Consider the following 24,659-nt stretch of genomic DNA (forward strand, 5'->3'; position numbering starts at 1 on the left):
CGCCGGTGCGCCGGCCTGGGCCGACGCGCCGGGGGGCGCCGCTTCAGGCGGCGATGGCCACCGTGATCGAGGCCTTGTAGCCGTCGGTGAGGTTGCCGCTGAGGCTGACCATCTCCAGCGCGTAGCCGTCGCTGAACACGTTGTCGGTCGCAAAGCTGATGGCGGCCAGGTTGCTGACGCTGGCGCTGTAGCCGCTGGCGCTGCTGTAGACGGTCTTGAGGGTGTCGGTCGGGAAGGCCAGCTGCGAGGTCTTGATCTTGTTGCTGGCGTTGGTGGCCTTGGCCAGGCTGGGGTAGACCTCGAAGTGCATGTGCGGCATGCGGCCCGAGTAGCAGCCCGGCACGATGGTGGTGAAGGTGACCTGGCCGCTGCTGTTGGTCGCTTGCACGCCGCGGAAAGCGTTGTCGCTGAGGTTGCTGGTGCTGTAGACCGAGTAGGTGCCCTCGCGCGAGCAATGCCAAAGGTAGATGGCATAGCCGGCCAGGCTGGCGCAGTTCTGGTTGGTGTTGATGAGGGTCAGGGTCAAGGTCAGGGGCACCCCGCCCAACACGGTGCTGCTGCCGATGTTGCTGCGGATGTCCGAGCGCACGATGCCCGACAGGGCCAGCACGTTGTAGGTCTGGTTGCTGGCGGTCGAGCCATCGGCCGGGTAGGGGCCGGCCGTTTCTTCGGGGATGGCGGTGCAGCTGGTGGTGGTGGTGTCGGTGCTGCTGCTGGCCGAGCTGCTGCCACTGCTGCTGGCGCTCGAGCTGCTGCTGGCGCTGCTCGAACCCGATGCCGTGCCGCTGCTGCTCGCGGAACTGCTGTCCGTGCTGCTGCTGGCGGTGCTGCTGGTGCTGCTCGAACTGCTGGTGCTGCTGTCGCTGCTGCTGCCACCGCCGCCGCAGCCGGTCAAGGCCATCAGGCCCAGCGAACCCAGGGTGCCCAGGGCTTTGCGGCGGTGGGTGTGGGACGGGGCCCCCGCAGCGGCGGGGACCAGCCAGGAGGACTCGGTGGGGACGGGGAGCGACACGGAAGCGGCCGGCCGGGACAGGTCGGTCGCAAGGCTTGTCGAGGGGGCGGTGAAGGGCTTGGGCATGTCGATTCAGGCGTTGGGGTGTGGGAGCGCCAGTGTGCTGAGGCACTTGGGAGAAATCTGGGAGCCGGTGGGCGCGCTGTGGCGCCAGCGTGGGGCTGTGTGCTGTGGACCGCTGGCCGCAGCGCAGGGGGCGGAGCTCGGGCGTGGAGCACGGGGGGAATCGGTCCATTGAGGGCCCGGCACTGACCCTGCCTGAATCAAAACTGACAGCTAGATCAAATTTGTGGTTTTCCACAATGCTAGTAAACCCTAGGCCTCATAGAATGCCGGACCTTTTTGAAGGCCCGGTCACCGGCTGGGCTGCCCTTTTCATCCATGACTACCCCTCAAAATTCCCAAGTGGCCCACCCGGCCGCTGCCGTGCCCACCAAGCGCCCGCTTTACAAATCCCTGTACGTCCAGGTGCTGGTGGCGGTCACGCTCGGCGTCCTGCTGGGCCATTTCTACCCCGCCCTGGGCGCGGACCTGAAGCCGCTGGGCGACGGCTTCATCAAGCTGATCAAGATGATCATTGCGCCGATCATCTTCTGCACCGTGGTGGTCGGCATTGCGGGCATGGAAGACATGAAGAAGGTCGGCAAGACTGGCGGCCTGGCCTTGCTGTACTTTGAGATTGTCAGCACGCTGGCCCTGATCGTTGGGCTGGTGATCGTCAACCTGGTGCAACCGGGCGACGGCATGCATGTGGACGCCAGCACCCTGGACAGCAAGAGCATTGCGGCCTACACCGGCCCGGGCAAGATGCAGGGCACGGTGGATTTCCTGCTCAACGTGATCCCGAACTCGGTGGTGGACGCGTTTGCCAAGGGCGAAATCCTGCAGGTGCTGCTGTTTGCCGTGCTGTTTGGCTTTGCCCTGCACAAGTTCGGCGGCCGCGGCACGCTGGTGTTTGACTTCATCGAGAAGACCTCGCATGTGCTGTTCGACATCGTCGGCATCGTCATGAAGGTGGCCCCGATCGGTGCCTTTGGCGCCATGGCCTTTACCATTGGCAAGTACGGCATTGGCTCGCTGTTCAGCCTGGGCAAGCTGATGGGCACCTTCTACGCCACCTGCCTGATCTTTGTCTTTGTGGTGTTGGGCCTGATTGCCCGCCTGCACGGATTCAGCGTCTGGAAGTTCATCAAGTACATCAAGGAAGAGCTGCTGATCGTGCTGGGCACGTCCTCGTCCGAATCGGTGCTGCCGCGCATGATGGAAAAGATGGAGAACCTGGGCGCCCGCAAGTCGGTAGTCGGCCTGGTGATCCCGACGGGTTACTCCTTCAACCTCGATGGCACCTCGATCTACCTGACCATGGCCGCCGTCTTCATCGCGCAGGCCACCGACACGCCGATGACCCTGACCCAGCAGATCACCTTGCTGGCCGTGCTGCTGCTGACCTCCAAGGGCGCCGCCGGTGTGACCGGCAGCGGCTTCATCGTGCTGGCCGCCACCTTGTCGGCCGTGGGCCATGTGCCGGTCGCGGGCTTGGCGCTGATCCTGGGCATCGACCGCTTCATGTCCGAAGCGCGCGCCCTGACCAACCTGGTTGGCAACGGTGTGGCCACGCTGGTGGTGGCCCGCTGGACCGGGGACCTGGACATGCAGCGCCTGGAGGCTGGCCTGAACCACGAAACCTGGCAAGAAGCCGACGCCCCCGAGGTGTTGCTGGACCAGAAGACCGAAACCTTCGGCGGTCGCTGAGGCCGTCGGTGCGGCGCTTGGTCAGGCGCCCGGTCAGGCCTTTGCTGGTCGGCCGGGCCGGTGGCCTGTCACCGCTTGGGCGGCGCGGGCGGGGCTTCAGCCCAGACCAGCCCGCCCAGCCCGGGCTTGCGGCACGGCTCGCCGGTCAGCACCGGTTTCAGAACACGTACTGCACGCGCAAGGTCAGCATGTTGGCCTTGCTGCCGTAGGCCTTGCCCATCAGGTAGCCCAGGTGGTAGCGCAGTTCTTCGCGCGGCCCCAGCGACAGGCTGCCCTTGACCATCGGGCCGTGTCGGTGCGACTGCTGGCGGCGCGGCGACAGGTCGTCCCAGGGCCCCAACTCGCCAAACCCCATCCAGCCCGGGTGCACCCCGGGCCGCCAATGTTGTGCCACTTGCCATTGGTATTTGAGCTGGGTCGGCGTGGGCCGTTCGGTCTGCAGGCTGCGCTCCCAAAACAGGTTGGTGTTGAGCTGGGTGCGGCCGAATTCGGTTTGCAGCACCGGTCCAAGCTCCAGCAGGCGGCCACTGCCCGGGCCCTTGTTCCAGGCCAGGTTGCTGTGCATGGCCAGGTCAAACGGGTATTGGCCCTGGGTCAGCAAAACATCGTTTTGCCAGTTGACCGACTCGGTCCTGACGCGCTCGGGGTGCTCGCCCACATAGCTGACAAACACCTCGGTGTACCAGCGGCTGTTGACGCCGTAGCCCAGGCCGATCTCGGGCCAGACACGGGTGCGGCCGCGCCGCGGGTCCACGGTCCAGTAGCGGAAATCCACGTTCATTTCACCCGCCCCGTCGTAGACCGTCACCAGGTAGTAGCTGGGCGCGGCCTGGGCGGGGACGGCGCCCACCAGGGCGGCCATCCAGGCCAGGGCGAACCAGGTCAGGTGGGGGAGGGGGCGGCGCTCGAACATGCCTGTTGAGCATTGCGCGAAGTGCCTGACAGGTCAAACAATTAGTTACATTCCCGACCCATTTTCCCGGAGAACCGGCGCGGCCTCAGTTCGCCACTTTGAGGAACAGGTCCGGCGCCGGCGCAAAGTTGGCGTACAGCGGCAGCAAGGCGCCGCCCAGCGCCCCAGCGTCCGAGCCAATGGTGCCGGCCAGCAGTTGTGGGCGGGCCACACCTTCCCAGCTGTAGCGGTCCAGCGCGCGCTCGGTGTGGGTCAGCAGCGCGTCCAGCAGGGCGCGGTCAAAGGCGCCGTCAAGGATCACGCCGTCCAGGTCCAGCAGGCAGGAGGCGCTGTTGCTGGCCAGCGCGATGGCCGTGCCCGCGGCCTGCAACCAGGCCTCGGTGTGGGGCTGCCAGGGCGCTTGCAGGGCGCGCGCGTCGCTGGCGGCGCGCGGGTCCAGGCCGGCGGCCTGAAAGCGTTGCTCCAGCTGCACCAGCGAGGCCACGCTGAGCAACTGGGCTGGCGCGTCCCGCCCGCCGGGGCCGCTCGGGGCCAGGCCCAGCGGCAGCGAGCCGATCGCCCCGGCGTTGCCATGCAGGCCCGCGCGCAGGTGGCTGTCGATGACCAGACCGCCGCCAATGAAGGTGTCGACAAACACGTACAGAAACGACTTCAGGCTGCGCCCGCGTCCAGCCACCAATTCGGCCACGCAGGCGGCCGCTGTGTCCTTGAGGGTGGTGGCGGGCAGGCCACAGCGCTGTTCGAGTGCCAGGCGCAGGTCGGTGCGTTCCCAGCGCTGGGCCAAGTCTGCGGGGTAGCCCAGCAGCGGCTGCCAGCCGCCCAGGGACAGCGGCGCGGCCACGCCCACGCCCTGCAGGCGCTCGGCCGCCGCGGGGCCCAGGCGTTGTTTGAAAGCCTCCACCTGCTGGCAGACCTGGTTCAGCACCTGTTCCGGGTCGGGGTAGGCGTGGTCGGTGCTGGCGCGTTCACGCACCTGGCCTTCAAAGTCGATCAGCAGCACGTCGAGCCGGCGTCGGCCGACCTTCACGCCCACCGACCAGGCCCCCTCGGGGTTCAGCCCCAGGGGCACCGAGGGCTGGCCCACCTTGCCGCGCAGGGGCGCCTGCTTGAGCAACAGGCCATCCTCGATCAGGCGTTTGGTGATCAGCGACACGGTCTGGGCCGTCAGGTGCGTCAGCCGCGCCAGTTCGGCCCCGGGCAGGGCCCCGTGCAGGCGCACCGCTTGCAGCACGACCCGTTCGTTGTACTGGCGCAGGCCGCCCTGGCTGGAGCCGCGCGGGCGCAGGCGCGGACTGGTGGTGGCGGTGTCAGGGGACAAGGGCTTCTCCAAGGACGCCTTTTTGGAAGATGAAGTTGCCATAGGGTTGCAGTTCGCCGGTCAGGACAATGGCCTGGGCCGCGCGCACCCGATCGTAAAACGCAAATCGCTCCACGGCCTCGCATTGCGCGGGCAGGGCATGCCCCTCGGCTTCCAGCATGGCCACCACGCTGCGCTGCTGGGCGCTGAGGTAGCCCTCGGGCGTGCCACAGACCTGCATGCAGGTGATCGGCTGGGCCACCGACGCGTCCAGCGGCAGCAGCGACAGCACCGCGCGTGCGCAGCGTTCCACGCTGATCCCGGGCAGGTGCAGCACGGGCCGCGCACCCGAGGGGTGGCGCGACAGGGACTGGGCGGTGAAGTTGGCGTCGGCGATCACGATGGCGTCGCCGTGGCCCATCTCGGCCAGCACTTTGAGCAGGTCGGGGCTGAGCAGGGGATCAATACCTTTGAGCATGGGGCGACTGGGGTCGGGGCTGCAGGGCGTGGGGCGTGGTTGGGGCGGTGGTGCGGACTCAGTTCGCCAGGCACTCGGCGGGCAGGGCCTCGGGCGCCAGGGCCCCGGTCATCACGGCAACGGTGTCACTCATGCTGATCTTGCGGGGGTTGAGCACCGCGGCGCGCTTGCCCAGTCGGGCCACATGGATGCGGTCGGCCACTTCAAACACATGCGGCATGTTGTGCGAGATCAGCACCACGGGCAGGCCCTGGTCGCGCACGCGGCGGATCAGCTCCAGCACCATGTTGCCTTCTTTGACCCCCAGCGCTGCGGTGGGTTCGTCCATGATCACCACATGCTGGGCAAAGGCCGCCGCGCGGGCCACGGCCACGCACTGGCGCTGGCCCCCCGACAGGGTTTCCACGGCCTGGGTCATGGAGCGAATGCCGACCTTGAGGTCCTGCATGCGCGCGATGCTCTGGGCCAGCATTTCCTTTTTGTCCAGGCGCCGCAGCAGCGTGCCTTGCCAGCCGGGGCGGCGCAGTTCGCGGCCCAGGAACAGGTTCTCGGCGATGGTCATGGCGGGCGCCACGGCCAGGTCCTGGTAGACGGTTTCGATGCCGGCGCGGCGCGCGTCCATCGGGCTCTTGAACTGCACAGGGCGGCCGTCCAACAAGATCTCGCCCTCATCGGGCACGGTGGCGCCCGACAGCGCCTTGATCAGCGAGGACTTGCCCGCGCCGTTGTCGCCGATCACGGCCAGGATCTCGCCGGCCCGCAGGTCGAAGTCGGCGCCATCGAGCGCGGTGACCTGGCCATAGCGCTTGACTAGGCCACGGGCCTGCATCACCAGTGGCTGGGTGCTGGCGGTCGACGGGGTGGAGGTGGGTGAGCGGCTCATCAGCGGGCTCCCTTGCGAGACAGTTGATCGGTGGCCACGGCCAGGATGACCAGGATGCCGGTGATCAGCACCTGGTAGATGGAGGACACGCCCATCAGCGTCAGCCCGTTGCGGAACACGCCCACGATCAGCGCGCCCACCAGGGTGCCCAACACCACGCCGCGGCCGCCAAACAGGCTGGTGCCGCCCAGCACCACGGCGGTGATGGCGTCCAGGTTCTCGGTCTGGCCGGCGTTCGGGTCGCCGACCCCGGTGCGGGCCACGCTCAGCAGCGAAGCGACGCCGTAGCACAGGCCGGCCATCACGTACACGCCCAGCAGCACACGCTGGGTGGGGATGCCCACCAGGCGGGTGGCCTCGGCATTGTTGCCGACCGCGTAGACATGGCGCCCAGCCGCGGTGTCGCGCAACACGAACCAGGCCAGCAGGTACAGGCCGATCATCAGCAGCGCGCCCCAGGCGAACTCGGTCTGACCGAGCTGGAAGGTGTTGCCCAGCGCGGTCAGCAGCGGGGGCAGGTCGGTCACGGTCTGCGAGTTGGAGTACAGCTGGGTGATGGCGAACGCGATGTTCATGGTGCCCAGCGTGACGATGAAGGACGGCAGCTTGACGCGTGTCACCAGCAGGCCATTGAGCAGCCCGAACGCGGTGGTCGCCGCCACCCCGCAGAGGATGGCCAGCGGCGCGGGCAGGCCCAGCTCGGTGGCGAACTTGCTCATCACGATGCTGCCCAGCGCCATCACCATGCCGCAGCTCAGGTCGATGCCGGCGGTCAGGATGATCAGGGTCTGGCCAATGGCAATCACGCCGACCACCATCACCTGCTGCAGGATCAGGCTGAAGTTTCCGGCGCTCAGAAAACGGTCGCTCTGGGTGGCAAAAAAGAGGCAGGCAGCGAGCAGGGCCACGAGGGGCCCCAGCGTGGCCAGGGGGGGCAACTTGTCTTTCACGGGAATCCTTCCTGGGAGGGGCCACCTCCCGGGCCGTGACAGGGGCCTGGGGGGGCGTGGGGCACCGCGGGCGGTGCGGGCATCGGTGTGGGGCCAAGGCGGCGCGACAGCGGCCGAGGCTCGGTGGCGAGGGCGGTGACGGGGGGCGGCAGGCGCTCAGGCCCCCGTTCCCCGGCCCGGTCGGTCAGGCCAGGGGCTTACTTCTTGCCCCAGCACAGGTCGGTGCCGGTTTTGACGCTCTGGCTGGGCACGCCGGCCTGGGCGTTGGCCGCGATCAGGGTCACGCCGGTGTCGGTGTAGCCGCTGGGCTTCTGGCCGGTCTTGGCGTAGGTGACGCCGGCTTCGACACCGAGCGCCGCCATCTTGAGCGGGTACTGCTGGCTGGTGGCCGCGATCACGCCGGCCCCCACGTCCTTGATGCCCTGGCAGCCGCCGTCCACCGAGACGATGACCACGCCTTTTTCCTTGCCGGCCTTTTTCAGGGCGTTGAAGGCGCCGGCTGCAGCGGGTTCGTTGATGGTGTAGACCACGTTCACGTCCTGCACTTTCTGCAGGCAGTTCTCCATCGCCGTCTGGCCCTTGGCCTGGTCGCCGTAGCTGTCGGCCATGCAGACCACGGCGGGGTCTTTGCCGAGTTCATTGCTTTTGGCGTCCGGGGCATTGAGGCCAAAGCCCTTGAGGAAGCCGTTGTGGCGTTGGGCGCCCACCGGGTGCCCGGGGAACAGGTCCAGCGTCACGATGCGGGCTGGCTTGCTGCCCAGGGCGGCGCGTGCGTACTGGCCGATCAGCACCCCGGCCTGGTAGTTGTCGGTGGCGAACAGCGCGTCGGTGCCATCGATCGGGTCGGTCGGGCTGTCCAGGGCGATCACCAGCACGCCCTTGTCGCGCGCCTTCTTGATGCTGGGCACGATGGCCTTGCTGTCGCTGGGCGTGATCAGGATGGTTTTGGCGCCGGCCGCGATCATGTTCTCCATGGCGGTGACCTGGCCGGCGTTGTCGCCGTCGGTCTTGCCCGCGCCGGTCAGCAGCTTGGCCCCTGCGGTCTTGGCGGCCTCGGCAGCGCCTTCCTTCATCTTCACAAAGAACGGGTTGGTCTCGGTCTTGGTGATCAGGCCGATCACGGGCTGGCTCTGGGCCTGGGCAGCGCCCGAGGCAATCAAAGCACTGGTGGCGGCAGCCGCCGCGAACAGGGTGAGGGCAGGGCGCATGGGGTCTCCTGGTGGCGTTTTGGGTGGGGGCCAGCGCCGTGGCTGGCTGGTGACGTGACAGGGACGAATTCTGCGCACCGGTGTTTAATAAATCAAGTGGATTGATTAATGGTTTTCCCGATGTTCGAGGTGACTCGGGGCTGCGATGCTCGGGGCCTGTTGAGCGGCGTGCGCCGCAAAGGATGTTCAAGATGATGGTGGTCAGTGGTGAAGCCCTGATGGATGTTTTTGCGGCCGGCGACACGCCCACCGGTCTCCTGATGGATGCCCGCATCGGCGGCTCGCCGCTCAATGTGGCGCAGGGCCTGGCGCGCCTGGGGCAGCGCGTGGCCTTCTTTGGCGGCCTGAGTCGCGGCTTCCTGGGGGACCGCCTGCTGCAGGCTTTGCAGCAGGCCGGGGTCGACACCGCTTGCGTGCAGCGCCTGGACGCCCCCACCACCTTGGGCCTGGTGGGCTTGGATGCCCAGGGCGTGCCGTCCTATGCGTTTTACGGCGAGGGCGCGGCCGACCGCCTGTTGCCGCTCGCGGCGGTCGATGCGGTGCCCGCCGCGCAGGCCTACCACTTTGGTTCCTACGCCATGGTGGTGGAGCCCGTGGCCAGCACCCAGCGCGCGCTGGTCGAACGTGAACACAGGCGCAGCCTGATCGCCTACGACCCGAACATCCGCCTCAATGTGGCGCCCGACCTGGCGCGCTGGCGCGACACCCTGGCCTGGATGCTGCCGCGCACCCACCTGCTCAAGGTCAGTGACGAGGACCTGGGCCTGCTGTTCCCGGGCGTGGCGACGGCCACGCTGGCGCAGGGGTGGCTGGCGCAAGGGGTGCGTCTGGTGGTGGTGACCCGCGGGGCCGAGGGGGTGGTGGCCTGGACGGCTCAGGGCCGCCACGTGGCCCGCCCCGCGCGGCCGGTGAACGTGGTCGACACCGTCGGCGCGGGCGACACTTTCCAGGCGGCTTTGCTGACCCGGCTGGCCGAACAGGGCTGGCTGAGCCCGGCGGCCCTGGCGTCGCTGACGGACGCGGCGCTGGCGGACCTGCTGGACTTCGCGGCCCGTGCCGCGGCCATCACCTGCTCGCGCCGTGGCGCCGATCTGCCTGACCGCGCCGAGCTGGGTTGAGCTAGCCAAGCCCGTCCCGGAGGGGCGGTGTCCGGCGCGGCCGCCCTTGGGGTCCCCTCAGGGGGGCGCAGCCCCGGGCAGCCAGCCGCGCAGGCGTTCCAGCGCCGCGCGCAGGCCCTGCAAGCCGGTCTCCGGCCCGACCACCACGGCGCTCAGGCTGTGCGCCAGCATCAGGTTGAGCGGCAGGCCGAAGTCCTCGACGGTGCAACCCTCGGCGTCCACGCCGTGCTGGTGCTGGCCCGCCATGCGCTCCAGCAGGCTGCCCGCGCGCGGCAGGTAGCCGACCACCGGCTTGCCCAGGGCGAGCGCGAACGAGGCCTCCCACACCGTGCCGCTGTCGGGCTCGCAGCCCCGGAAATCCCGCAGGTTGGCAACCACCGCATCGGCGCTTTGGATCAGTTGCCGGTTGGCCTGGTAGATGCGCAGCGACAGCGGGGCGTCGCCCTGGGCGCTCAGGTCGCCGTCCAGCGGGTACAGGCCCACCAGGCCCAGCTCGGCGCACAGCGCCTGCATCTGGCGTCCACGCTCGCGCGCGTCGGGGTAGAACACATCGGGGCCCGCCAGGTACACGCGGGGCTTCAAATCAGGGGCACAGGACATGGCCCAAGTATCCGCTGCCTGGGGTGGTCCGGCTGCCTGAGGGCACGGGTGGCACCCGAATTGGCGAATTGGCGGGACTGCGCCCCGGTGTCACCCTGTCGCCAGCCTTTCGCCACTCCGTCGCCACCCTGTCACGGGCGGCGGGCCGTTAACATCGCCGCCCATGTGTGCCCATTTTGAAGCCGTCTACAACCCCGAACGCCTGCGCAAGACCTTTGGCCTGTCGCTGCCCGAAGGCGGTCGGCGCGATGTGTGGCCGGCCTACCCGGCGGCCTTCATCCGTTACCCGCGCCCGCTGGCGGCGGCCCCGGCGACCGGCGAGGGGGACGCGCCGGAGCGCGAGGCCCTGCTGGGCCGATTCGGCCTGATCCCGCACTGGGCCAAGGACGCCAGCGTGGCCCGCCACACCTACAACGCGCGCAGCGAAACCGTGGCCAGCAAGCCGAGCTTTCGGGATGCGTGGCGCCTGGGGCGGCGTTGCATCGTGCCGGCCGAGGCGATTTACGAGCCCGACTGGCGCTCGGGCAAGGCGGTGCCCACGCGCATCGTGCGCGCCGATGGCGAGCCCTGGGCCCTGGCGGGGCTGTGGACCGGCTGGCGCGATGCCACCGGGGCCGTGCAGCGCAGCTTCACCCTGCTGACCGTGAACGCCGACCAGCACCCGTTCATGAAACAGTTTCACCAGCCCAACGAAGAAAAGCGCATGGTGGTGGCGCTGCGCGCGGCCGATTTCCGCACCTGGCTGCAGGCCCCGTTGGCCGAGGCGGCGGCCCTGGTGCGGGCCAGTCCCGCGCAGGACTGGCAGGCCGATGCAGGCCAGGACGCCGAGCCCGGCGCTGGCGCGGGCTGACCACGAGGGCTTGAACAAGGTTGGAAGAACGGCTCGGGACCGGGCGCGTAGCAAGGGTGCAGAGAACGGGCGCGGAGGACGTGCGCAGAGAACGGGCGCAGAGGACGTGCGCGGAGAACGTACGCAGAGGACGGCCGCAGACCGACCCGTTTGAGCCGCGGCGGTGGGCCGTCGGCCGCCCCGCCCGTGGGGCGGCCTTGTCCGCCTCACCGGGCCGGGCGTGCCCCCTCAGGCGCGCAGGCGCCGCGGGCTCAGACCGTCCACATCGACCCCGGCCGCCACCAGCGCGTCGACCGGCTCGCCAAGGATCAACTGGCGCGCCAGCAGGGAGGCCCCGGCGGCACTTTGGATGCCGTAGCCCCCCTGGGCCGCGAGCCAGAAAAAGCCTTCCTGTGCCGGGTCCCAGCCGATCACCAGGTCGCCATCGGGCACAAAGGAGCGCAGGCCAGCCCAGGTGTGGGCCGGGCGGCGGATCTGCAGCGTGGTGGCTTCTTCGATGTGGTAGATGCCGGTGGCGATGTCCAGTTCTTCGGGCACCACATCGTGGGGCTCGGTTGGGTCGGCATTGGCGGGCGAGCCCAGCAGTTGCCCCGCGTCGGGCTTGAAGTAGAAGCTCTCGTCGATGCCCACCACGGCCGGCCAGCGGCTGCTGTCCAGGCCCGCCGGGGCGGCGAAGGTGAAGGCGCTGCGGCGGCAGGGTTGCAGGCCAATTGGCGCCACACCGGCCAGGCCTGCCAGCACATCGGCCCAGGCACCGGCGGCATTGATCAGCTGGCGGCCCTGCACGCGTTGACCGTTGGCCAGCTCGACCTGCCAGACCCCGTCGACGCGCTGCAGGGCCTGGACTTCGGCGTCGCAGCGCAGTTCAACGCCGCGTTGGCGCGCCCCGCGCAGGTAGCCCTGGTGCAGGGTGTTGACGTCCAGGTCGGCGGCCAGGGGCTCGGCCATGCCGGCCACAGCGGCTTCAGGCCGCAGGCAGGGCACGGCGGCCAGCAGTTCGGCCTGGCTCAGCTCACGCACATTGGGCGACTGGGCGCGGGCCTGGCTCAGGGCCTGGTCCAGCAGCGGTCGCTGGGCTTCGCTGGCGATGTAGACCACGCCGCGGGGCGACAGGATGGGGTGCGGCCCGAAGACCTCGGGCGGCGACTCGTAGAAGGCGCGGCTGGCGCGCGTCAGGGCCTGGATGTTGGGCGTGCCATAGGTTTCCATGAACATCGCGGCCGAACGCCCGGTGCTGTGGTAGCCGGGTTGGGACTCGCGCTCCAGCAGCAGCACGCGACCGTGCTCGGCCAATTGCCAGGCCACGGAGGCGCCTGCGATGCCGGCGCCCACAATCACATAGTCATGAATCGACATGGGGTTTCTTTCTGGGTCTCGAGGGCCGGGCGTTCAAACCGCCGACACCGTGCCCGTGCTGGCCGCACGACCGTCGAGGCGCGGCTGGCCCACCGCGTCGCGTGCGTCTGGCGCCGCGGTGACGATGGAGGTCAGCGCGGGTTGGGCCGGCTTCAGGCGGGACAGGTCGGGGCGCGGGCGTTGCAGGCCTTCGATGCGGGCAAACGCGTGCTCCATCGCCTGGCCGGTGCCCAGTGTGTGGTGGTCGGCCCGGAAGCGGCCGATCACCTGCAGGCCAAACGGCATCTGGGCGTGGTCCAGGCCGCAGGGCAGGCTGAGCGCGGGGTGGGTGCTCAGGGTACTGACGTAGGTCAGGGCCAGCCAGCGGTAGTAATTGGCCTGCGCCTCGCCGTTGATGTGGCTGGCGTACAGCTCGGTCCACGGGAAGGGTGAGACCGGGGTGGTCGGGGCCAGGATGATGTCGAAGTCGGCAAAGGCCTGCTGGAAGCGGCCCAGCAATCGGGTCTGCTCGGCCTGGGCCCAGGCGCTGTCGAGCAGGCTCATGGCGGCGCCCATCTCGTAGTTGGCACGGGTGTTGGGGCCCAGGCTGCCCGGGTCGCGCTGGTAGGCGTCGCTCAGGCTGGCCACAAAGGCCTCGGCACGCAGCACGTCAAAGCACTTGTGGGCGTCGCCGAGCTCGAACTTGACCTCGTCGCAGTTCGCGAACAGGTGCTTCATGGCGGCGATTTTTTCGCGGAACACGCGGCGGATGTTGTCGTCCACGGCGCAGGTGCCGAAGTCCTCGGTCCAGCCCACGCGCAGGCGGCTCAGGTCCACCTCGGGGGGCACCAGGAAGCTCAGCGGGTCGAGCGGGTAGGTCAGCGGGTCACCGACCGAGGGGCCGGCGCTGGCGGCCAGTTGCAGGCAGGCTTCGGCCACCGTGCGGCCCATCGGACCGACCACCGAGATGGGGGTCCAGCCCAGCAGCTTGCGCGAACTCGGCACCACGCCGGGCGAGGGGCGAAAGCCCACCACACCGCACTTGGCCGCCGGGATGCGCAGTGAGCCCCCGGTGTCCGAGCCGGTGCACACCGGCAGCATGTCGCAGGCCAGCGCCGCGGCCGAGCCGCCCGACGAGCCCCCGGCGTTCAGGTTGGGGTTGAACGGGTTGCCGGTGGCGCCCCAGACCACGTTGCGCGAGTTGGCGCCTGCGCCCATTTCAGGGATGTTGGTCTTGCCCGCCACGATGGCCCCGGCCGCGCGCAGCCGAGCCACCAACACGTTGTCGGCGCTGGGGATGTTCTCGCGGTAAATGGGCGAGCCGTAGGTGGTCAGCAGGCCTGCGGTGGCCTCGAGGTCCTTGATGCCGGCAGGCAGACCATGCAGCAGGCCCAGGGGCTGACCCTGCATGACGGCTTGTTCGGCGGCACGCGCTTCGCTGCGCGCGCGGTCGAAGCAGGTGGCGGTCACAGCGTTGACAAAGGGGTTGGTCTGGTCGATGCGCTCGATGCAGGCGTCCAGCAGTTCGACGGGCGACAACTGGCGCGCGCCGATCAGGCGGCGCAATTCGGGGGCGGTCAGCTCAACCAGTGCGGTGGTGTGGGCCATGGATTTGTCTCCAGGAGGCGGGGCGTTGGACAGTGGGGGCACACCGGTCGCTGCAGCGCCGGTGGCCGTCGGTGGGTGGCGGGCCCACAGGGGGGCCGCCCGCTGGCGCTCAGTCTAGTTTGATCTGGGCGCGCTGAGCGATGGCGCGCATGCGCGGCAACTCGGACTCGATCAGGGCCGCAGTCCCGGCCGCCGACACATGGTTGGGCTCGAAGCCGACTTCGATCAGCTTGGCGCGGGTTTCCGGGTCGGCCACCACGTCGGCGAGGGCTTTTTCAAGCTGGGTCTTGACGGCGGGCGGCAGGCCCCGCGGCGCCACGATGGCCAGCCAGGTGTCCATGTCGAGGTCGGGGTAGCCGCTCTCGGCCAGCGTCGGCACCTGGGGCAGCAGGGTCGAGCGTTTGGCTGTGGTCACCGCGATCGCCTTGATCTTGCCGCCCTTGAGCTGGGGCAGGGCGGCCGACACGGTGTCCACCGTGAACGGGATCTGGCCGCCCATCAGGTCCACCATGGCGGGTGCGCTGCCCTTGTAGGGCACATGCAGCAGCTTGGTGCCGGTGGCGTAAAGGATCATTTCAGCGGCAAAGTGCGAGGTGGTGCCGCTGCCGTAGGACCCGTACGAGTAGGTGCCTGGCGCAGCCTTGGCGGCCGCCACGAATTCTTTCACGTTGTTCACCGGCACGGCCTTGTTGGCCAGCAAGATCAGGCCGGTGCGGCCCGCGATGCCGATGGGCTCGAAGCTCTTCACCGGGTCGTAGGGCAGCTTGCTCTGGATGGCGGGGTTGACCGTGAAGGTGGTGCCCGAGCTGACCAGCAGGGTGTAGCCGTCGGCCGGGGACTTGGCCACGAAGTTGGCGCCGATCACCGTACCAGCGCCGGCGCGGTTGTCGATCACCACGCTCTGGCCCAGCTTGTCCGACAGCTTCTTGCCAATCAGCCGACCCAGGATGTCGGTCGAGCCCCCGGGTGGGAACGGGATCACCAGCGTGATCGGCTTGGCGGGCCAGGCCCCTTCGGCCGCCTGGGTCAGCGCGGGCCAGGTGGCGGTGCTCAAGGCGCTGGCCAGGGCCAGCAGGGGCAACAGGGGGCGGGTGCGGTTTTTCATGGGCGGCTTTCGCAGTGGGCAGGGAGGGAGCGGAACGGGGTGGAGCTCAGGGCTTGGATGGGGCCCGCACTGACTGGCGGCCCCGTTGCACAAAGCGGCTGAATTCAAGTTCGGGCACCAGCAGGCCCCCGGTGGTCCACACCAGGTGGGTGGCTTGGGGCAGGTGCGGCAGCAGGCCCTGGGCGGCCAGCCAGGCCTGGCCGGCCTCGCTCTGGCACAGCTGCTGAGGCCCACTGAAGCCGGCCGCCGCCGAGGGCTCGATGCGCTGGTCGGCATGGTCCAGCACCTGCACCAGGTGCTCGAACAGGGTCTCGTCGCGCACCGTGAAGACGCCCGACAGCAGCGGGCGCATCAGTTCGGCGGCCAGCAGCGAGGCGCGCGGCACGGCCAGGCCATCGGCCTCGGTGTGGTTGTTCAGGCCGATGTCGTAGACCGAGGGGTGGGCGCCCTCGGGGCTCATCATTTGCAACATGAAGCAGGGCGACTGCACCGGCTCCGCAAAAAAGCAATGCACATGCGGGCCTAACAGCTGGCGCAGGCCGAAGGTGATGCCCCCCGGCGCGCCGCCCACGCCGCAGGGCAGGTAGACGAACAAGGGGTGTTCGGCGTCCACGGTCACACCCTGGGCCTGGAGTTGCTGGCCCAGGTGCAGGGCGGCGGCGCTGTAGCCCAGCAACAGCGAGAGCGAACGCTCGTCGTCGACAAAATGGCACAGCGGGTTGGCGGCAGCTTGCTGGCGGCCCGCGGCGACGGCTTTTTCGTAGTCGCCACCGTGTTCCACCACGTCGACACCGCGCTGGCGCAGGCGTTCTTTTTTCCAGGCCTTGGCGTCCGACGACATGTGCACCACGGCCTGAAAGCCCAGCGCGGCCGACAGCACGCCAATGCTCAAGCCCAGGTTGCCGGTGCTGCCCACAGCCACCTGGTGGCGCGCGAACAGGGCCCGGGCCGGGCCCTGACCCAGCACGCGGTAGTCGCTGTCGATGGTGATCAGGCCGTGTTCCAGCGCCAGGGCCTCGGCCCATTGCAGCACCTCATGGAAGCCGCCGCGGGCCTTGATCGAACCCACCACCGGCAGCGCGTGGTCGCCCTTGATCCACAGCGCGCCATGCTCGGGCGCCAGGCCCAGAGCGGCTTGCAGGGCCGGGGCGGGCAGCAGCTCGGACTCGATCACGCCCTGGCGGGCGCGCAGTTCGGGCGACAGCTCGGCCAGCAGCGGCGCGAAGCGGGCAAACCGGGCCGCCGCTTCACGGGTATCGGCCAGACTAATGTGGCCGCCCTCGGTGGTGGGCATCTCGGCCGCCACTTGGGGCTGGCGGGCCGGGTTCAGCCACAGCGCGGGTTGGGCGGCGCGCAGCAGCGTGTCAGTGGGCGCGGAACTTGCAGGCAAAGTCATGGTCAGGGTAAGCGCTGTGCGCCGTTAAAACAGGTTGCCAGCCACCGATTCAGGCCGCGGCCGCTGGGCAGTACATGGGTGCATTCTTCATGTCGACGCACGCCACGGCAAAGCATTTATAGTGCGTTAAACATTAGTGAGAGTAATGGAAACCAGGCTTTCTCCGTCTTTGTTGGCTTGGCTGCGCTGCTTTGAAGCGACGGCCCGCCACGGCAGCTTCACGCGCGCAGCGGGGGAGCTGTGCATCACTCAGGGGGCGGTCAGCCAGCAGGTCAAGCAGTTGGAGCAATGGCTGGCGCGGCCTTTGTTGATCCGCACGCCGCGCAGCTTGGTGCTGACCCCCGAGGGCAAGTGGCTGGGGGTGGTGTTGCGCGAGAGCTTCGAGTCCATCGAGGGCACGCTGTCCCAGCTGCGGCGTGCGCCGCGCAGCGACGGCCCCACCACGCTGAGCTGTTCACCCTCGTTCGCGATGCGCTGGCTGACCCCCCGGCTGGGGCATTTCATGGGCCAACACCCCGAGGTGGGCCTGCGGGTCTACGGCGAGTTCCACGCGCTGGACCGCACCCGCATGGTGCACGACGGCATCGAGGTGGCGGTGCGCTTTGACCCGGGCCAGTACGAGGACGTGCAGGCCACCCAGTTCCTGGACGAGTGGCTGGTGCCCGTCGCCAGCCCGGCGTTCCTGGCCCAGCACCCTGAGTTGCAGACCCCGGTCGACCTGAACCCCGGCTGGCTGTTGCACGATGCCAGCCCCTGGGACGGTGGCGATGAGTTTGCCGAATGGCTGCACTGGTTCCAGGCCATGGGTTGCCCCGCGCCCGAGCTGAAGCAGGGCCAGCGCTTCAACCTGTCCCAACTGGCGCTGGGGGCGGCGCTGGCCGGGCAGGGGGTGGCCATGGGCCGCGCCGCGCTGGTGCTCGACGACATCGTCACGGGCCGCTTGGTGCCGCTGTTCGGCCGCAGCGTGCAATCGCACGCCAGCTACCACTTTGTGTCCCAGCGTTTCCCCTCGGAGGCCATGCGCCTGATCGAGGCCTGGTTGCACGACGAAGCCCGACAGTTTCGGGCCTTGCGCGCCCAGACCCTGCCCGCACCGAGGGCCTGAGTGCGTGGCGGGGGCCCTGGGCGGGCGACAGGCGGGCACTGGTTTGGGGCATGCGTCGTCTTTCATTACAAAAAATTGAATGAAGTCATATCGACATGACGGAAAGTGTTATAATTGCGGTGCGCGATGGAGCAGCCTGGTAGCTCGTTGGGCTCATAACCCAAAGGTCGTAGGTTCAAATCCTACTCGCGCAACCAACACCGGGGCAGCAGTCCGGTCTCCATTCAGGACCGCTGTCCCACCCCGCCAAACGCTCACCGCCCGTGGGCGTTTTGCATGGGGCGCCCGGTTTGCCGCCACCGCGTGTGGCCAGGGGGCGCTGCCACCGGGCCTGGACCTGGGCCTGGGGCCGGCCCACCGGCCGCGGTGGGCGCTCAGCCCGCGCTGGGGGTTTTGGCCGCTTCACTGTGCAGCCACGACAGAAAGGCCTCTACCGCCGGGCGCTTGGCGTGGCGCTCCGGGTAGACCGCGAAGTGGGCCTTGACGCGGATGGCATGCGCCTTGCCAAACACCATTTGGAGCTTGCCTTCGGCGAGGTGGCCGCCGGCATTCACCACGCTTTCCAGGGCCACGCCCAGCCCCTGGGTGGCGGCGTCAAGCGACATCTGCGCGCGGTCAAAGCGCACCGGAAACCGGTCGGGCGCGCGCAGCCGGGTGAAGCGGTTGAACCAATCTGACCACTGCACCACGCTCACATTGCTCTGGATCAGCGGCACCTCCAGCAACTGCTCCATGCGTTTGAGGCCGTGTTCCTTGATGAACTCGGGGCTGGCCATGGGCACGATGGCCTCTTCGAACAGCGGCTCGACCACCAGGTCGCCCCATTGGGGAATGCCATAGCGCAGGTCGATGTCGGCCTGGCCCAGCGCAAAGTCACTCGGCGTGTGGGCCGCCGACAGGTTCAGTGAAATGTCGGGGTAGGCCTGGGCAAAGCGGCGCAGCCGCGGCATCAACCAGAGGCTGGCGATGCTGGGCGCCGAGTGCACGTACAGGCTGTTCCGGATCCCCTGTCGCAGGTCGTCGGTGGCGGTGGCAATGGCGGACAGGGCGGCCCCCACATGCAGCAGGTAGTGCTCGCCCGCCGGGCTCAGGCGCACGCCGTGCGCGCTGCGCTCAAACAGGCGGATGTCCAGCAGCGCTTCTAGCCGGGAGATCTGGTGGCTGACGGCCGAGGCTGTCAGGTGCAATTCAGCCGCCGCCAGCGCAAAGCTGCGGCGGCGTGCCACGGCTTCAAAGGCTTGCAGGTTGGCAATCGGAGGCAAGGCGGGCATGGGGACAACCCTGTCGTCAGATGAAGGATTGTCATCTTACGTTGATATTACTTCGCTTGTCATCATCTACCCACCCTCCCAGAATCCGGTCTCAGAACAGGAGACCTTCGGCACCAGGCCCCGGCAGCGGGGCTGGCCAAGCCGAGCCGGGGGCTCCTGCGCACCGACCCACCACCAGGAGATATTCACCATGCTGCTCACCAACCAAGTTGCCATCATCACCGGCGGGGCCGGCCTCAATGGCCTGGGTTTTGCCACCGCCCGCCTGATGGCGGCCCAGGGGGCCAAGGTCGCCATCCTTGACCTGGAGCGCGCCAACCCGGCCGCCGCCGCCGCCTTGCTGGGCGAAGGGCACCTGGGGCTGGTGGCCGACGTCACCGACAAGGCCTCGTGCGAAGCCGCCGCCGCCGCCGTGCTGAAGGCTTTTGGCCGCATCGACACCTTGGTCAACAACGCGGGCATCACCCAACCCGTCAAGACCCTGGACATCAGCGGCGCCGACTACGACCGCATCCTCGATGTCAGCCTGCGCGGCACGCTGTACATGTCGCAGGCCGCCTTGCCTGCGATGCGCGCGCAAAAAGGGGGCTCCATCATCTGCATCTCGTCGGTGTCGGCCCAGCGGGGTGGCGGCATCTTTGGCGGCCCGCATTACTCGGCCGCCAAAGCCGGTGTGCTGGGGCTGGCGCGGGCCATGGCGCGGGAGTTCGGCGTCGACGGCGTGCGCGTCAACAGCATCACGCCGGGCCTGGTCGAAACCGACATCACCCAGGGCAAGCTCAGCGACGAGAAGAAGGCCGAGATTTCCGAGACCATCCCGCTGGCCCGCCTGGGCCGCCCTGCCGACATCGCGGGCGCCTGCGTGTTCCTGGCCAGTGACTTGTCCGGCTACTGCACCGGCATCACGCTCGACGTCAACGGCGGCATGTTGATTCACTGACCGCCCCCTCATCCCAGAACTCAAAAGGAGACATTCCCATGCCAACCCCCCAACGCACCCGCCGCCTGATCGCCCTGGCCACCATGGCCACCCTGTTACCCCTGTCCAGCCTGGCCCAAACCACCAAGCTGACCCTGGGCCACGGCGCCGCGCCGGGCAACCCGCGCCACGAGGCCGCGGTCAAGTTTGCCGAAGTGCTCAAGGCCAAGACCGCGGGCCGCATCGAGGTGCAGGTGGCGCCGTCGGCGCAGCTGGGCGATGACGCCGCGATGGTGACGGCGCTGCGCACCGGCGCCTTGGACATGAGTGCCAATTCGCAAGGGGCGGTGTCGGCCGCCGTGCCCGAGTACGCGGCCTACGGCATGCCCTTCCTGTTCGACACACCGGCCCAGGCCTTCAAGCTGCTGGACGGCCCCCTGGGGCAGGAGTTGGCGCAGAAGTCCTTTGACAAGGGCATGGTGGTGCTGGGCTATTGGGACAACGGCATCCGCCACATGAGCAACAGCAAGCGCCCGATCACCAAGGTCGAGGACATGAAGGGCCTGAAGATGCGCACCCCGCCCGACGCGGTGCTGGTGGACATCATGCAGGCGCTGGGCGCTGAAGCGCAGCAGATCAAGTTTGCCGAGTTGTACGTGGCCTTGCAGCAAGGCGTGGTGGACGGGCAGGAGAACCCCCTGGTCAACATCCATGCCAGCAAGCTGTACGAGGTGCAAAAGCACCTGGCCCTGACCAGCCACATGTTCCAGATGACGCCCTTCCTCATGAGCAAGCGCAGCTGGGACCGCCTCTCGGAGGCCGACCGCAAGGCGGTCACCGACGCCGCCACCGAAGCCACCGCCCTGCAACGCAAGATGTCGCAGGAAGCGGACGACAAGCTGCTGGCCGAACTCAAGGCCAAGGGGGTGCAGGTCACCCAGGTCGACAAGAGCGCCTTTGCCAAGGCCACCTCGGCAGTCGATGACAAGTGGTTGGCCACCCCGATGGGTGCTTACCTCAAGAAGGTCATCGCGGCCGCGCGTTGACCCGCCAGGGCGGGCATGGCCCGCCCTTCCATTCAGACGCTGCATGGGGCCGGTGCATCCGCCGGGCCCATCCAGCCCAAGGAGTTTTCCGATGAACTTCATCGAACTGGCCGTCATTGGCCTGTGCCGTCTGTTCCTTTGGATCAGCACGGCCGTGATCTTCGTGATCCTGGTTGCCAACACCGTGCTGCGGTATGCGACCGGTAGCAGCCTGCAGTGGGCCAACGAAGTGCCCGAGTTGCTGTTCCCCTGGCTGGTGATGTCGGGCGTGGTGCTGGCCGCGGCGCACGGGGCCCACATCACCACCACCTTCCTGATGGAGGCCATCCCGGCCACCTGGCGCCGCCGGACCGCCATCGCGACATGGCTGGTGGTGGCTGGCCTTTACGGCACCTTGGCTTGGGCCACCTGCCAGATGCTGGACATCGTGCACGACGAGAAATCACCCATCTTGCAAGTGCCCGGTTCCTTGACCTACGGCTGTGTCGCGGTTGGGCTGCTGATGCTGGGCTTGCTCGCCATGAAATCGGCCTGGAACGCTTGGCTGACGCCAGCCATGTCGAATGAACCGCTTGACGAGCCTGTGGCGCCCGAAGCGCACTGGTAAGCCGCCGCACACCCCGCCAAGGAACATGCCATGAGTGCACTCATTCTGATCGTCTTTCTCTCCGGCGCCGTGCTTGCGGTGCCCATTGCCCACGCGCTGCTGATGGCGGCCATGGCGGCGGCCGCCACCTCTGACAAAGTCCCCCTGGATTTGCTGGTTCAGCAAATGGTGGCGCAGGTGCAGAGTTTCCCGCTGATCGCCATTCCGTTCTTCATGCTCACCGGCTCGCTGATGATGGGCGGACGCCTGGGGACGTCGCTGGTGGGCGTGCTGTCCACGCTGATCGGCCGTTTCCATGGCGGCCCGGCGCAGGTGGGGGTCTTGTCGTCCACCCTGTTTGGCGGCGTGTCGGGTTCGGCCGTGGCAGATGCCTCCGCCATCGGCTCGCTGTTGATCCCCTGGCACAAGCGACTGGGCTATCCGCCGGCTTTCTCTGCGGCCACCCTGGCCGCTGCCGCCACCATCGACATCCTGATTCCCCCATCGATCCCGATGATTTTGTTTGCGTTGACGGCCAACGCTTCGATTGCCGCGCTGTTTGTGGCCGGCATCCTGCCGGGCATGCTGATGTGCGGTGGCTTCATGTTCATGTGCTGGTGGGTGGGCAAGCGCCGCAATTTCCCGCGCGATCTGGCGCCCATTGACTGGCGCGTGTTCGGCACCCATTTGCTGTACGCGTCTCCCGCGCTGTTGCTGCCGGTGCTGATCGTGGTGTTCCTGCGCTTTGGCATCGCCACACCGACCGAGGTAGCCGTGCTGTCCACCTTGTACGCTGGCGCGGTGTCGTTGCTGGTCTACCGAGACCTCTCGTTCAAGCGATTGAACGACGCCGTGGTGTCCGCGGGGCTCGCCACAGGGGTCGTGCTGTTGGTGATCATGGCTTCAGCCGCCATTGGCTGGTTGCTCACCTATGACCAGATGCCCGCTGGCGTGGCGGCCTGGATCACCCAGAACGTGAGCCAGGACTGGATCGTCATCTTGATCATGAATTTGCTGATGTTGTTCATCGGCATGTTCATCGACCTGCCTGCCGCGGTGCTGCTGCTCACACCCGTCTTCTTGCCGCTGGCCGCGAGCATTGGCATGGACCCGGTTCAACTCGGAATCATGATGGTTGTGAACCTGGCGATTGGGCTGTACACGCCGCCGGTGGGCACCACGCTGTTCATCACCAGCGCGCTGGCCAGAGTGAAGGTGGGTCAGACCGTGCGTGAACTGGGCCCTTTCTACCTCGTGGCATTTCTGGTGCTGGCGCTGGTGTCTTACTGGCCCGCGTCGATCTTGCGCTGAGCGCCCCCTTATTTTTTTCAGGAGCTATTCCATGATTTCATCCGCAGAACGACTCCCTGCGTTGGCGCAGTGCGCGCACCGCATTCGCCGCTACGCCCTGCGCATGGGCGAAGTCCAGGGCCAAGGCTACATCGGCCAGGCCCTGGGCTGGGCCGATGTGCTGGCGGTGGCCTATGGCCATGCGCTGAACTTCAAGCCCGATGACCCGCAGTGGGAGCAGCGCGACCGCTTTTTGCTGTCCCACGGCCACTACGCCATTGCGTTCTACGCGGCCCTGATCGAGGCCGGCATCATCCCCGAGTCGGAGCTGGAGACCTACGGCAGCGACGACAGCCGTCTGCCCATGTCCGGCATGGCCAGCTACACCCCGGGCATGGAGATCTCGGGCGGTTCGCTGGGCCAGGGCCTGCCGATTGCAGTGGGCATGGCCCTGGGCCTGCGCCACAAGCAGAACCCGGCCTTTGTCTACAACTCCATGTCCGACGGCGAGCTCGATGAGGGCTCGACCTGGGAGGCCGCGATGTCGGCGGCCCACCACGGCCTGGCCAACCTGATCTGCCTGGTCGACATCAACAACCAGCAGGCCGATGGCCCGTCCACCCAGGTGCTGGGCTTTGAGCCTCTGGCCGACAAGTGGGCCGCCTTTGGCTGGCATGTGCAGCGTGTGGACGGCAACGACCTGGCCGCCGTGCTGGCGGCTTTTGACGCCGCGCGCGGGCTGACCGAGCCCAAACCGCGCGTGATCCTGTTCAACACCCTGATGGGCAAGGGCGTGCCGTTCCTGGAGACCCGCGACAAAAACCATTTCATCCGGGTCGATCCACCCGAGTGGCAGCAGGCCCTCGCCGTCCTGGACCAGTCTCAAGCCGAAGGAGCCACCGCATGAACACCGTTGCCGACAAGAAACCCCGCCTGACCACCTCCGCCATGATCGCGTCCATCGCGGGCGAGGGCCAGCGCGTCAAGGCCGCCCCCTTTGGCAAGGCCCTGGTGGCCCTGGCGGCGCAGCGCCCCGACCTCGTCGGCATGACCGCCGACCTGGGCAAGTACACCGACCTGCACCTGTTCGCCCAGGCGTACCCCGAGCGCTACTTTCAGATGGGCATGGCCGAGCAGCTGTTGATGGGCGCGGCCGGCGGCATGGCCAAGGAAGGCCTGCTGCCCTTTGTCACGACCTACGCGGTGTTTGGTACCCGGCGCGCCTACGACTTCATTCACCAGGTGATCGCGGAGGAGAACCTCAACGTCAAGATGTGCTGCGCGCTGCCGGGCCTGACCACCGGCTACGGCCCCAGCCACCAGGCCACCGAGGACATCGCCATGATGCGCGGCATTCCCGGCCTGACCATCGTGGACCCGTGCGATGCGCTGGACATCGAGCAGGCCGTGCCCCAGATCGCCGCCCACCCGGGCCCGGTCTACATGCGCCTGCTGCGCGGCAATGTGCCCCTGGTGCTGGACGAGTACGACTACCAGTTTGAACTGGGCCAGGCCAAGCGCCTGGTCGACGGCAACGAGGTGCTGATCATCTCCAGCGGCTTCATGACCATGCGCGCACTGGAGGTGGCGCAAAGCCTGAAGGCCGACAACATCGGTGTGGCGGTGCTGCACTGCCCGACCATCAAGCCGCTGGACGAGGTGACGGTGCTGGCCGAAGTGCTGCGCCAGCCGCGCCTGGTGGTGGTGGCCGAGAACCACTCGGTGGTGGGCGGTCTGGGCGAGGCGGTGGCCAGCAGCCTGCTGCAAAACGGGGTGCAGCCGGCGCGCTTCCGCCTCGCCGGGCTGCCCGATGCCTACCTCGATGCCGGGGCCTTGCCCACCTTGCACGACCGTTACGGCATCAGCACCGAGGCCTTGGCCGGGCGCATCAAGCGCTGGCTGGACTGAACAGTGCGCGCCGGCACCGACCGGCGCGG

General features: G+C 68.1%; 23 protein-coding genes and 1 tRNA gene. 11 read left to right on the top strand and 13 right to left on the bottom strand.

Features of this window, described 5'->3' with window-relative positions; all coding sequences use genetic code 11:
* Window positions 1-43: 43 nt before the first annotated feature.
* On the bottom strand, window positions 44-1,012 hold the full coding sequence (locus PSQ40_RS05555) for a dioxygenase family protein (protein ID WP_273949448.1): 969 nt from the start codon (window positions 1,010-1,012) through the stop codon (window positions 44-46).
* 381 nt (window positions 1,013-1,393) lie between these two features.
* Here PSQ40_RS05555 and PSQ40_RS05560 point away from each other — a divergent pair, with 381 nt between their 5' ends.
* The gene (locus PSQ40_RS05560; protein WP_273949451.1) at window positions 1,394-2,764 is read left to right on the top strand and encodes a dicarboxylate/amino acid:cation symporter; all 1,371 of its coding nucleotides are present in this window, start codon (window positions 1,394-1,396) and stop codon (window positions 2,762-2,764) included.
* Between the two features lie 157 nt (window positions 2,765-2,921).
* Here the strand turns inward: PSQ40_RS05560 and PSQ40_RS05565 are convergent, their stop codons facing one another.
* From PSQ40_RS05565 to PSQ40_RS05590, 6 genes are all read right to left on the bottom strand, one after another.
* Complete coding sequence (locus PSQ40_RS05565; protein ID WP_273949453.1) at window positions 2,922-3,677, bottom strand: hypothetical protein; 756 nt, start codon at window positions 3,675-3,677, stop codon at window positions 2,922-2,924.
* Window positions 3,678-3,762: 85 nt separating this feature from the next.
* Window positions 3,763-5,037 carry an ROK family transcriptional regulator gene (locus PSQ40_RS05570; RefSeq protein ID WP_409338552.1) on the bottom strand — a complete coding sequence of 425 codons (1,275 nt, stop codon included), beginning with the start codon at window positions 5,035-5,037 and terminating at the stop codon, window positions 3,763-3,765.
* Complete coding sequence (locus PSQ40_RS05575) at window positions 4,985-5,452, bottom strand: RbsD/FucU family protein (RefSeq protein WP_273949457.1); 468 nt, start codon at window positions 5,450-5,452, stop codon at window positions 4,985-4,987. The genes PSQ40_RS05570 and PSQ40_RS05575 overlap by 53 nt, the downstream gene beginning before the upstream one ends.
* A gap of 58 nt (window positions 5,453-5,510) precedes the next feature.
* On the bottom strand, window positions 5,511-6,335 hold the full coding sequence (locus PSQ40_RS05580) for an ATP-binding cassette domain-containing protein (protein WP_273949460.1): 825 nt from the start codon (window positions 6,333-6,335) through the stop codon (window positions 5,511-5,513).
* The gene (locus tag PSQ40_RS05585) at window positions 6,335-7,285 is read right to left on the bottom strand and encodes an ABC transporter permease (RefSeq protein WP_273949463.1); all 951 of its coding nucleotides are present in this window, start codon (window positions 7,283-7,285) and stop codon (window positions 6,335-6,337) included. Before PSQ40_RS05585 ends, PSQ40_RS05580 begins: the two co-directional genes overlap by 1 nt.
* Window positions 7,286-7,482: 197 nt before the next feature.
* Complete coding sequence (locus PSQ40_RS05590) at window positions 7,483-8,493, bottom strand: sugar ABC transporter substrate-binding protein (protein WP_273949466.1); 1,011 nt, start codon at window positions 8,491-8,493, stop codon at window positions 7,483-7,485.
* 182 nt (window positions 8,494-8,675) lie between these two features.
* Between PSQ40_RS05590 and PSQ40_RS05595 the strand changes: the two genes are divergently transcribed.
* The gene (locus PSQ40_RS05595) at window positions 8,676-9,611 is read left to right on the top strand and encodes a carbohydrate kinase family protein (RefSeq protein ID WP_337961818.1); all 936 of its coding nucleotides are present in this window, start codon (window positions 8,676-8,678) and stop codon (window positions 9,609-9,611) included.
* A 57-nt stretch (window positions 9,612-9,668) separates the two neighbouring features.
* On the opposite strand, the gene PSQ40_RS05600 is transcribed toward PSQ40_RS05595, so the two are convergent.
* The gene (locus tag PSQ40_RS05600; protein WP_273949468.1) at window positions 9,669-10,211 is read right to left on the bottom strand and encodes a nucleoside 2-deoxyribosyltransferase; all 543 of its coding nucleotides are present in this window, start codon (window positions 10,209-10,211) and stop codon (window positions 9,669-9,671) included.
* 163 nt (window positions 10,212-10,374) lie between these two features.
* Here PSQ40_RS05600 and PSQ40_RS05605 point away from each other — a divergent pair, with 163 nt between their 5' ends.
* A complete protein-coding gene (locus tag PSQ40_RS05605) occupies window positions 10,375-11,061 on the top strand; it encodes an SOS response-associated peptidase (RefSeq protein ID WP_273949469.1) in 687 nt (228 codons plus the stop codon).
* Between the two features lie 228 nt (window positions 11,062-11,289).
* Here PSQ40_RS05605 and PSQ40_RS05610 read toward each other — a convergent pair whose 3' ends face one another.
* From PSQ40_RS05610 to PSQ40_RS05625, 4 genes are all read right to left on the bottom strand, one after another.
* Window positions 11,290-12,417: an NAD(P)/FAD-dependent oxidoreductase gene (locus tag PSQ40_RS05610; RefSeq protein WP_273949470.1), complete on the bottom strand. Its 1,128-nt coding sequence runs from the start codon at window positions 12,415-12,417 to the stop codon at window positions 11,290-11,292.
* A gap of 33 nt (window positions 12,418-12,450) precedes the next feature.
* Window positions 12,451-14,004 carry an amidase gene (locus PSQ40_RS05615; RefSeq protein ID WP_273949471.1) on the bottom strand — a complete coding sequence of 518 codons (1,554 nt, stop codon included), beginning with the start codon at window positions 14,002-14,004 and terminating at the stop codon, window positions 12,451-12,453.
* A gap of 109 nt (window positions 14,005-14,113) precedes the next feature.
* Complete coding sequence (locus PSQ40_RS05620) at window positions 14,114-15,109, bottom strand: Bug family tripartite tricarboxylate transporter substrate binding protein (protein ID WP_273949473.1); 996 nt, start codon at window positions 15,107-15,109, stop codon at window positions 14,114-14,116.
* A 46-nt stretch (window positions 15,110-15,155) separates the two neighbouring features.
* Window positions 15,156-16,499, bottom strand: a complete 1,344-nt coding sequence (locus PSQ40_RS05625) for a D-serine ammonia-lyase (protein WP_409338557.1) — start codon at window positions 16,497-16,499, stop codon at window positions 15,156-15,158.
* A gap of 151 nt (window positions 16,500-16,650) precedes the next feature.
* On the opposite strand from PSQ40_RS05625, the gene PSQ40_RS05630 reads away from it, so the two are divergent.
* Together PSQ40_RS05630 and PSQ40_RS05635 are read left to right on the top strand one after the other, a co-directional pair.
* On the top strand, window positions 16,651-17,610 hold the full coding sequence (locus PSQ40_RS05630; protein WP_273949478.1) for a LysR family transcriptional regulator: 960 nt from the start codon (window positions 16,651-16,653) through the stop codon (window positions 17,608-17,610).
* A gap of 120 nt (window positions 17,611-17,730) precedes the next feature.
* Window positions 17,731-17,807: transfer RNA gene (locus PSQ40_RS05635), tRNA-Met, on the top strand.
* A 177-nt stretch (window positions 17,808-17,984) separates the two neighbouring features.
* Here the strand turns inward: PSQ40_RS05635 and PSQ40_RS05640 are convergent.
* Entirely contained in the window at window positions 17,985-18,881 is an 897-nt protein-coding gene (locus PSQ40_RS05640) for a LysR substrate-binding domain-containing protein (protein ID WP_273949481.1), read from the bottom strand.
* A gap of 190 nt (window positions 18,882-19,071) precedes the next feature.
* Between PSQ40_RS05640 and PSQ40_RS05645 the strand changes: the two genes are divergently transcribed.
* The 6 genes from PSQ40_RS05645 to PSQ40_RS05670 all read left to right on the top strand — a co-directional run bounded on the left by PSQ40_RS05645 (window position 19,072) and on the right by PSQ40_RS05670 (window position 24,630).
* A complete protein-coding gene (locus tag PSQ40_RS05645; RefSeq protein WP_273949484.1) occupies window positions 19,072-19,821 on the top strand; it encodes an SDR family NAD(P)-dependent oxidoreductase in 750 nt (249 codons plus the stop codon).
* A gap of 38 nt (window positions 19,822-19,859) precedes the next feature.
* Window positions 19,860-20,846, top strand: coding sequence for a TRAP transporter substrate-binding protein (locus PSQ40_RS05650; protein ID WP_273949486.1), 987 nt, complete (start codon window positions 19,860-19,862; stop codon window positions 20,844-20,846).
* 91 nt (window positions 20,847-20,937) lie between these two features.
* Window positions 20,938-21,453: a TRAP transporter small permease gene (locus tag PSQ40_RS05655; RefSeq protein ID WP_273949488.1), complete on the top strand. Its 516-nt coding sequence runs from the start codon at window positions 20,938-20,940 to the stop codon at window positions 21,451-21,453.
* 30 nt (window positions 21,454-21,483) lie between these two features.
* Window positions 21,484-22,743 carry a TRAP transporter large permease gene (locus PSQ40_RS05660; protein WP_273949490.1) on the top strand — a complete coding sequence of 420 codons (1,260 nt, stop codon included), beginning with the start codon at window positions 21,484-21,486 and terminating at the stop codon, window positions 22,741-22,743.
* Window positions 22,744-22,774: 31 nt separating this feature from the next.
* Window positions 22,775-23,629, top strand: coding sequence for a transketolase (locus PSQ40_RS05665; protein WP_273949493.1), 855 nt, complete (start codon window positions 22,775-22,777; stop codon window positions 23,627-23,629).
* Window positions 23,626-24,630: a transketolase family protein gene (locus PSQ40_RS05670; RefSeq protein WP_273949495.1), complete on the top strand. Its 1,005-nt coding sequence runs from the start codon at window positions 23,626-23,628 to the stop codon at window positions 24,628-24,630. Before PSQ40_RS05665 ends, PSQ40_RS05670 begins: the two co-directional genes overlap by 4 nt.
* Window positions 24,631-24,659 lie beyond the last annotated feature (29 nt).

Source organism: Curvibacter cyanobacteriorum (assembly GCF_028649475.1).
Lineage (GTDB): Bacteria > Pseudomonadota > Gammaproteobacteria > Burkholderiales > Burkholderiaceae_C > Curvibacter > Curvibacter cyanobacteriorum.

Bases quoted from the DNA above. Each gene is read 5' to 3' on its own strand.
- PSQ40_RS05645 (WP_273949484.1), top strand. From the start codon at position 19,072: ATGCTGCTCACCAACCAAGTTGCCATCATCACCGGCGGGGCCGGCCTC.
- PSQ40_RS05640 (WP_273949481.1), bottom strand. From the start codon at position 18,881: ATGCCCGCCTTGCCTCCGATTGCCAACCTGCAAGCCTTTGAAGCCGTG.
- PSQ40_RS05570 (WP_409338552.1), bottom strand. From the start codon at position 5,037: ATGGCAACTTCATCTTCCAAAAAGGCGTCCTTGGAGAAGCCCTTGTCC.
- PSQ40_RS05615 (WP_273949471.1), bottom strand. From the start codon at position 14,004: ATGGCCCACACCACCGCACTGGTTGAGCTGACCGCCCCCGAATTGCGC.
- PSQ40_RS05610 (WP_273949470.1), bottom strand. From the start codon at position 12,417: ATGTCGATTCATGACTATGTGATTGTGGGCGCCGGCATCGCAGGCGCC.
- PSQ40_RS05575 (WP_273949457.1), bottom strand. From the start codon at position 5,452: ATGCTCAAAGGTATTGATCCCCTGCTCAGCCCCGACCTGCTCAAAGTG.
- PSQ40_RS05665 (WP_273949493.1), top strand. From the start codon at position 22,775: ATGATTTCATCCGCAGAACGACTCCCTGCGTTGGCGCAGTGCGCGCAC.
- PSQ40_RS05650 (WP_273949486.1), top strand. From the start codon at position 19,860: ATGCCAACCCCCCAACGCACCCGCCGCCTGATCGCCCTGGCCACCATG.
- PSQ40_RS05590 (WP_273949466.1), bottom strand. From the start codon at position 8,493: ATGCGCCCTGCCCTCACCCTGTTCGCGGCGGCTGCCGCCACCAGTGCT.
- PSQ40_RS05620 (WP_273949473.1), bottom strand. From the start codon at position 15,109: ATGAAAAACCGCACCCGCCCCCTGTTGCCCCTGCTGGCCCTGGCCAGC.
- PSQ40_RS05630 (WP_273949478.1), top strand. From the start codon at position 16,651: ATGGAAACCAGGCTTTCTCCGTCTTTGTTGGCTTGGCTGCGCTGCTTT.
- PSQ40_RS05670 (WP_273949495.1), top strand. From the start codon at position 23,626: ATGAACACCGTTGCCGACAAGAAACCCCGCCTGACCACCTCCGCCATG.
- PSQ40_RS05580 (WP_273949460.1), bottom strand. From the start codon at position 6,335: ATGAGCCGCTCACCCACCTCCACCCCGTCGACCGCCAGCACCCAGCCA.
- PSQ40_RS05605 (WP_273949469.1), top strand. From the start codon at position 10,375: ATGTGTGCCCATTTTGAAGCCGTCTACAACCCCGAACGCCTGCGCAAG.
- PSQ40_RS05565 (WP_273949453.1), bottom strand. From the start codon at position 3,677: ATGTTCGAGCGCCGCCCCCTCCCCCACCTGACCTGGTTCGCCCTGGCC.
- PSQ40_RS05655 (WP_273949488.1), top strand. From the start codon at position 20,938: ATGAACTTCATCGAACTGGCCGTCATTGGCCTGTGCCGTCTGTTCCTT.
- PSQ40_RS05595 (WP_337961818.1), top strand. From the start codon at position 8,676: ATGTTCAAGATGATGGTGGTCAGTGGTGAAGCCCTGATGGATGTTTTT.
- PSQ40_RS05600 (WP_273949468.1), bottom strand. From the start codon at position 10,211: ATGTCCTGTGCCCCTGATTTGAAGCCCCGCGTGTACCTGGCGGGCCCC.
- PSQ40_RS05660 (WP_273949490.1), top strand. From the start codon at position 21,484: ATGAGTGCACTCATTCTGATCGTCTTTCTCTCCGGCGCCGTGCTTGCG.
- PSQ40_RS05560 (WP_273949451.1), top strand. From the start codon at position 1,394: ATGACTACCCCTCAAAATTCCCAAGTGGCCCACCCGGCCGCTGCCGTG.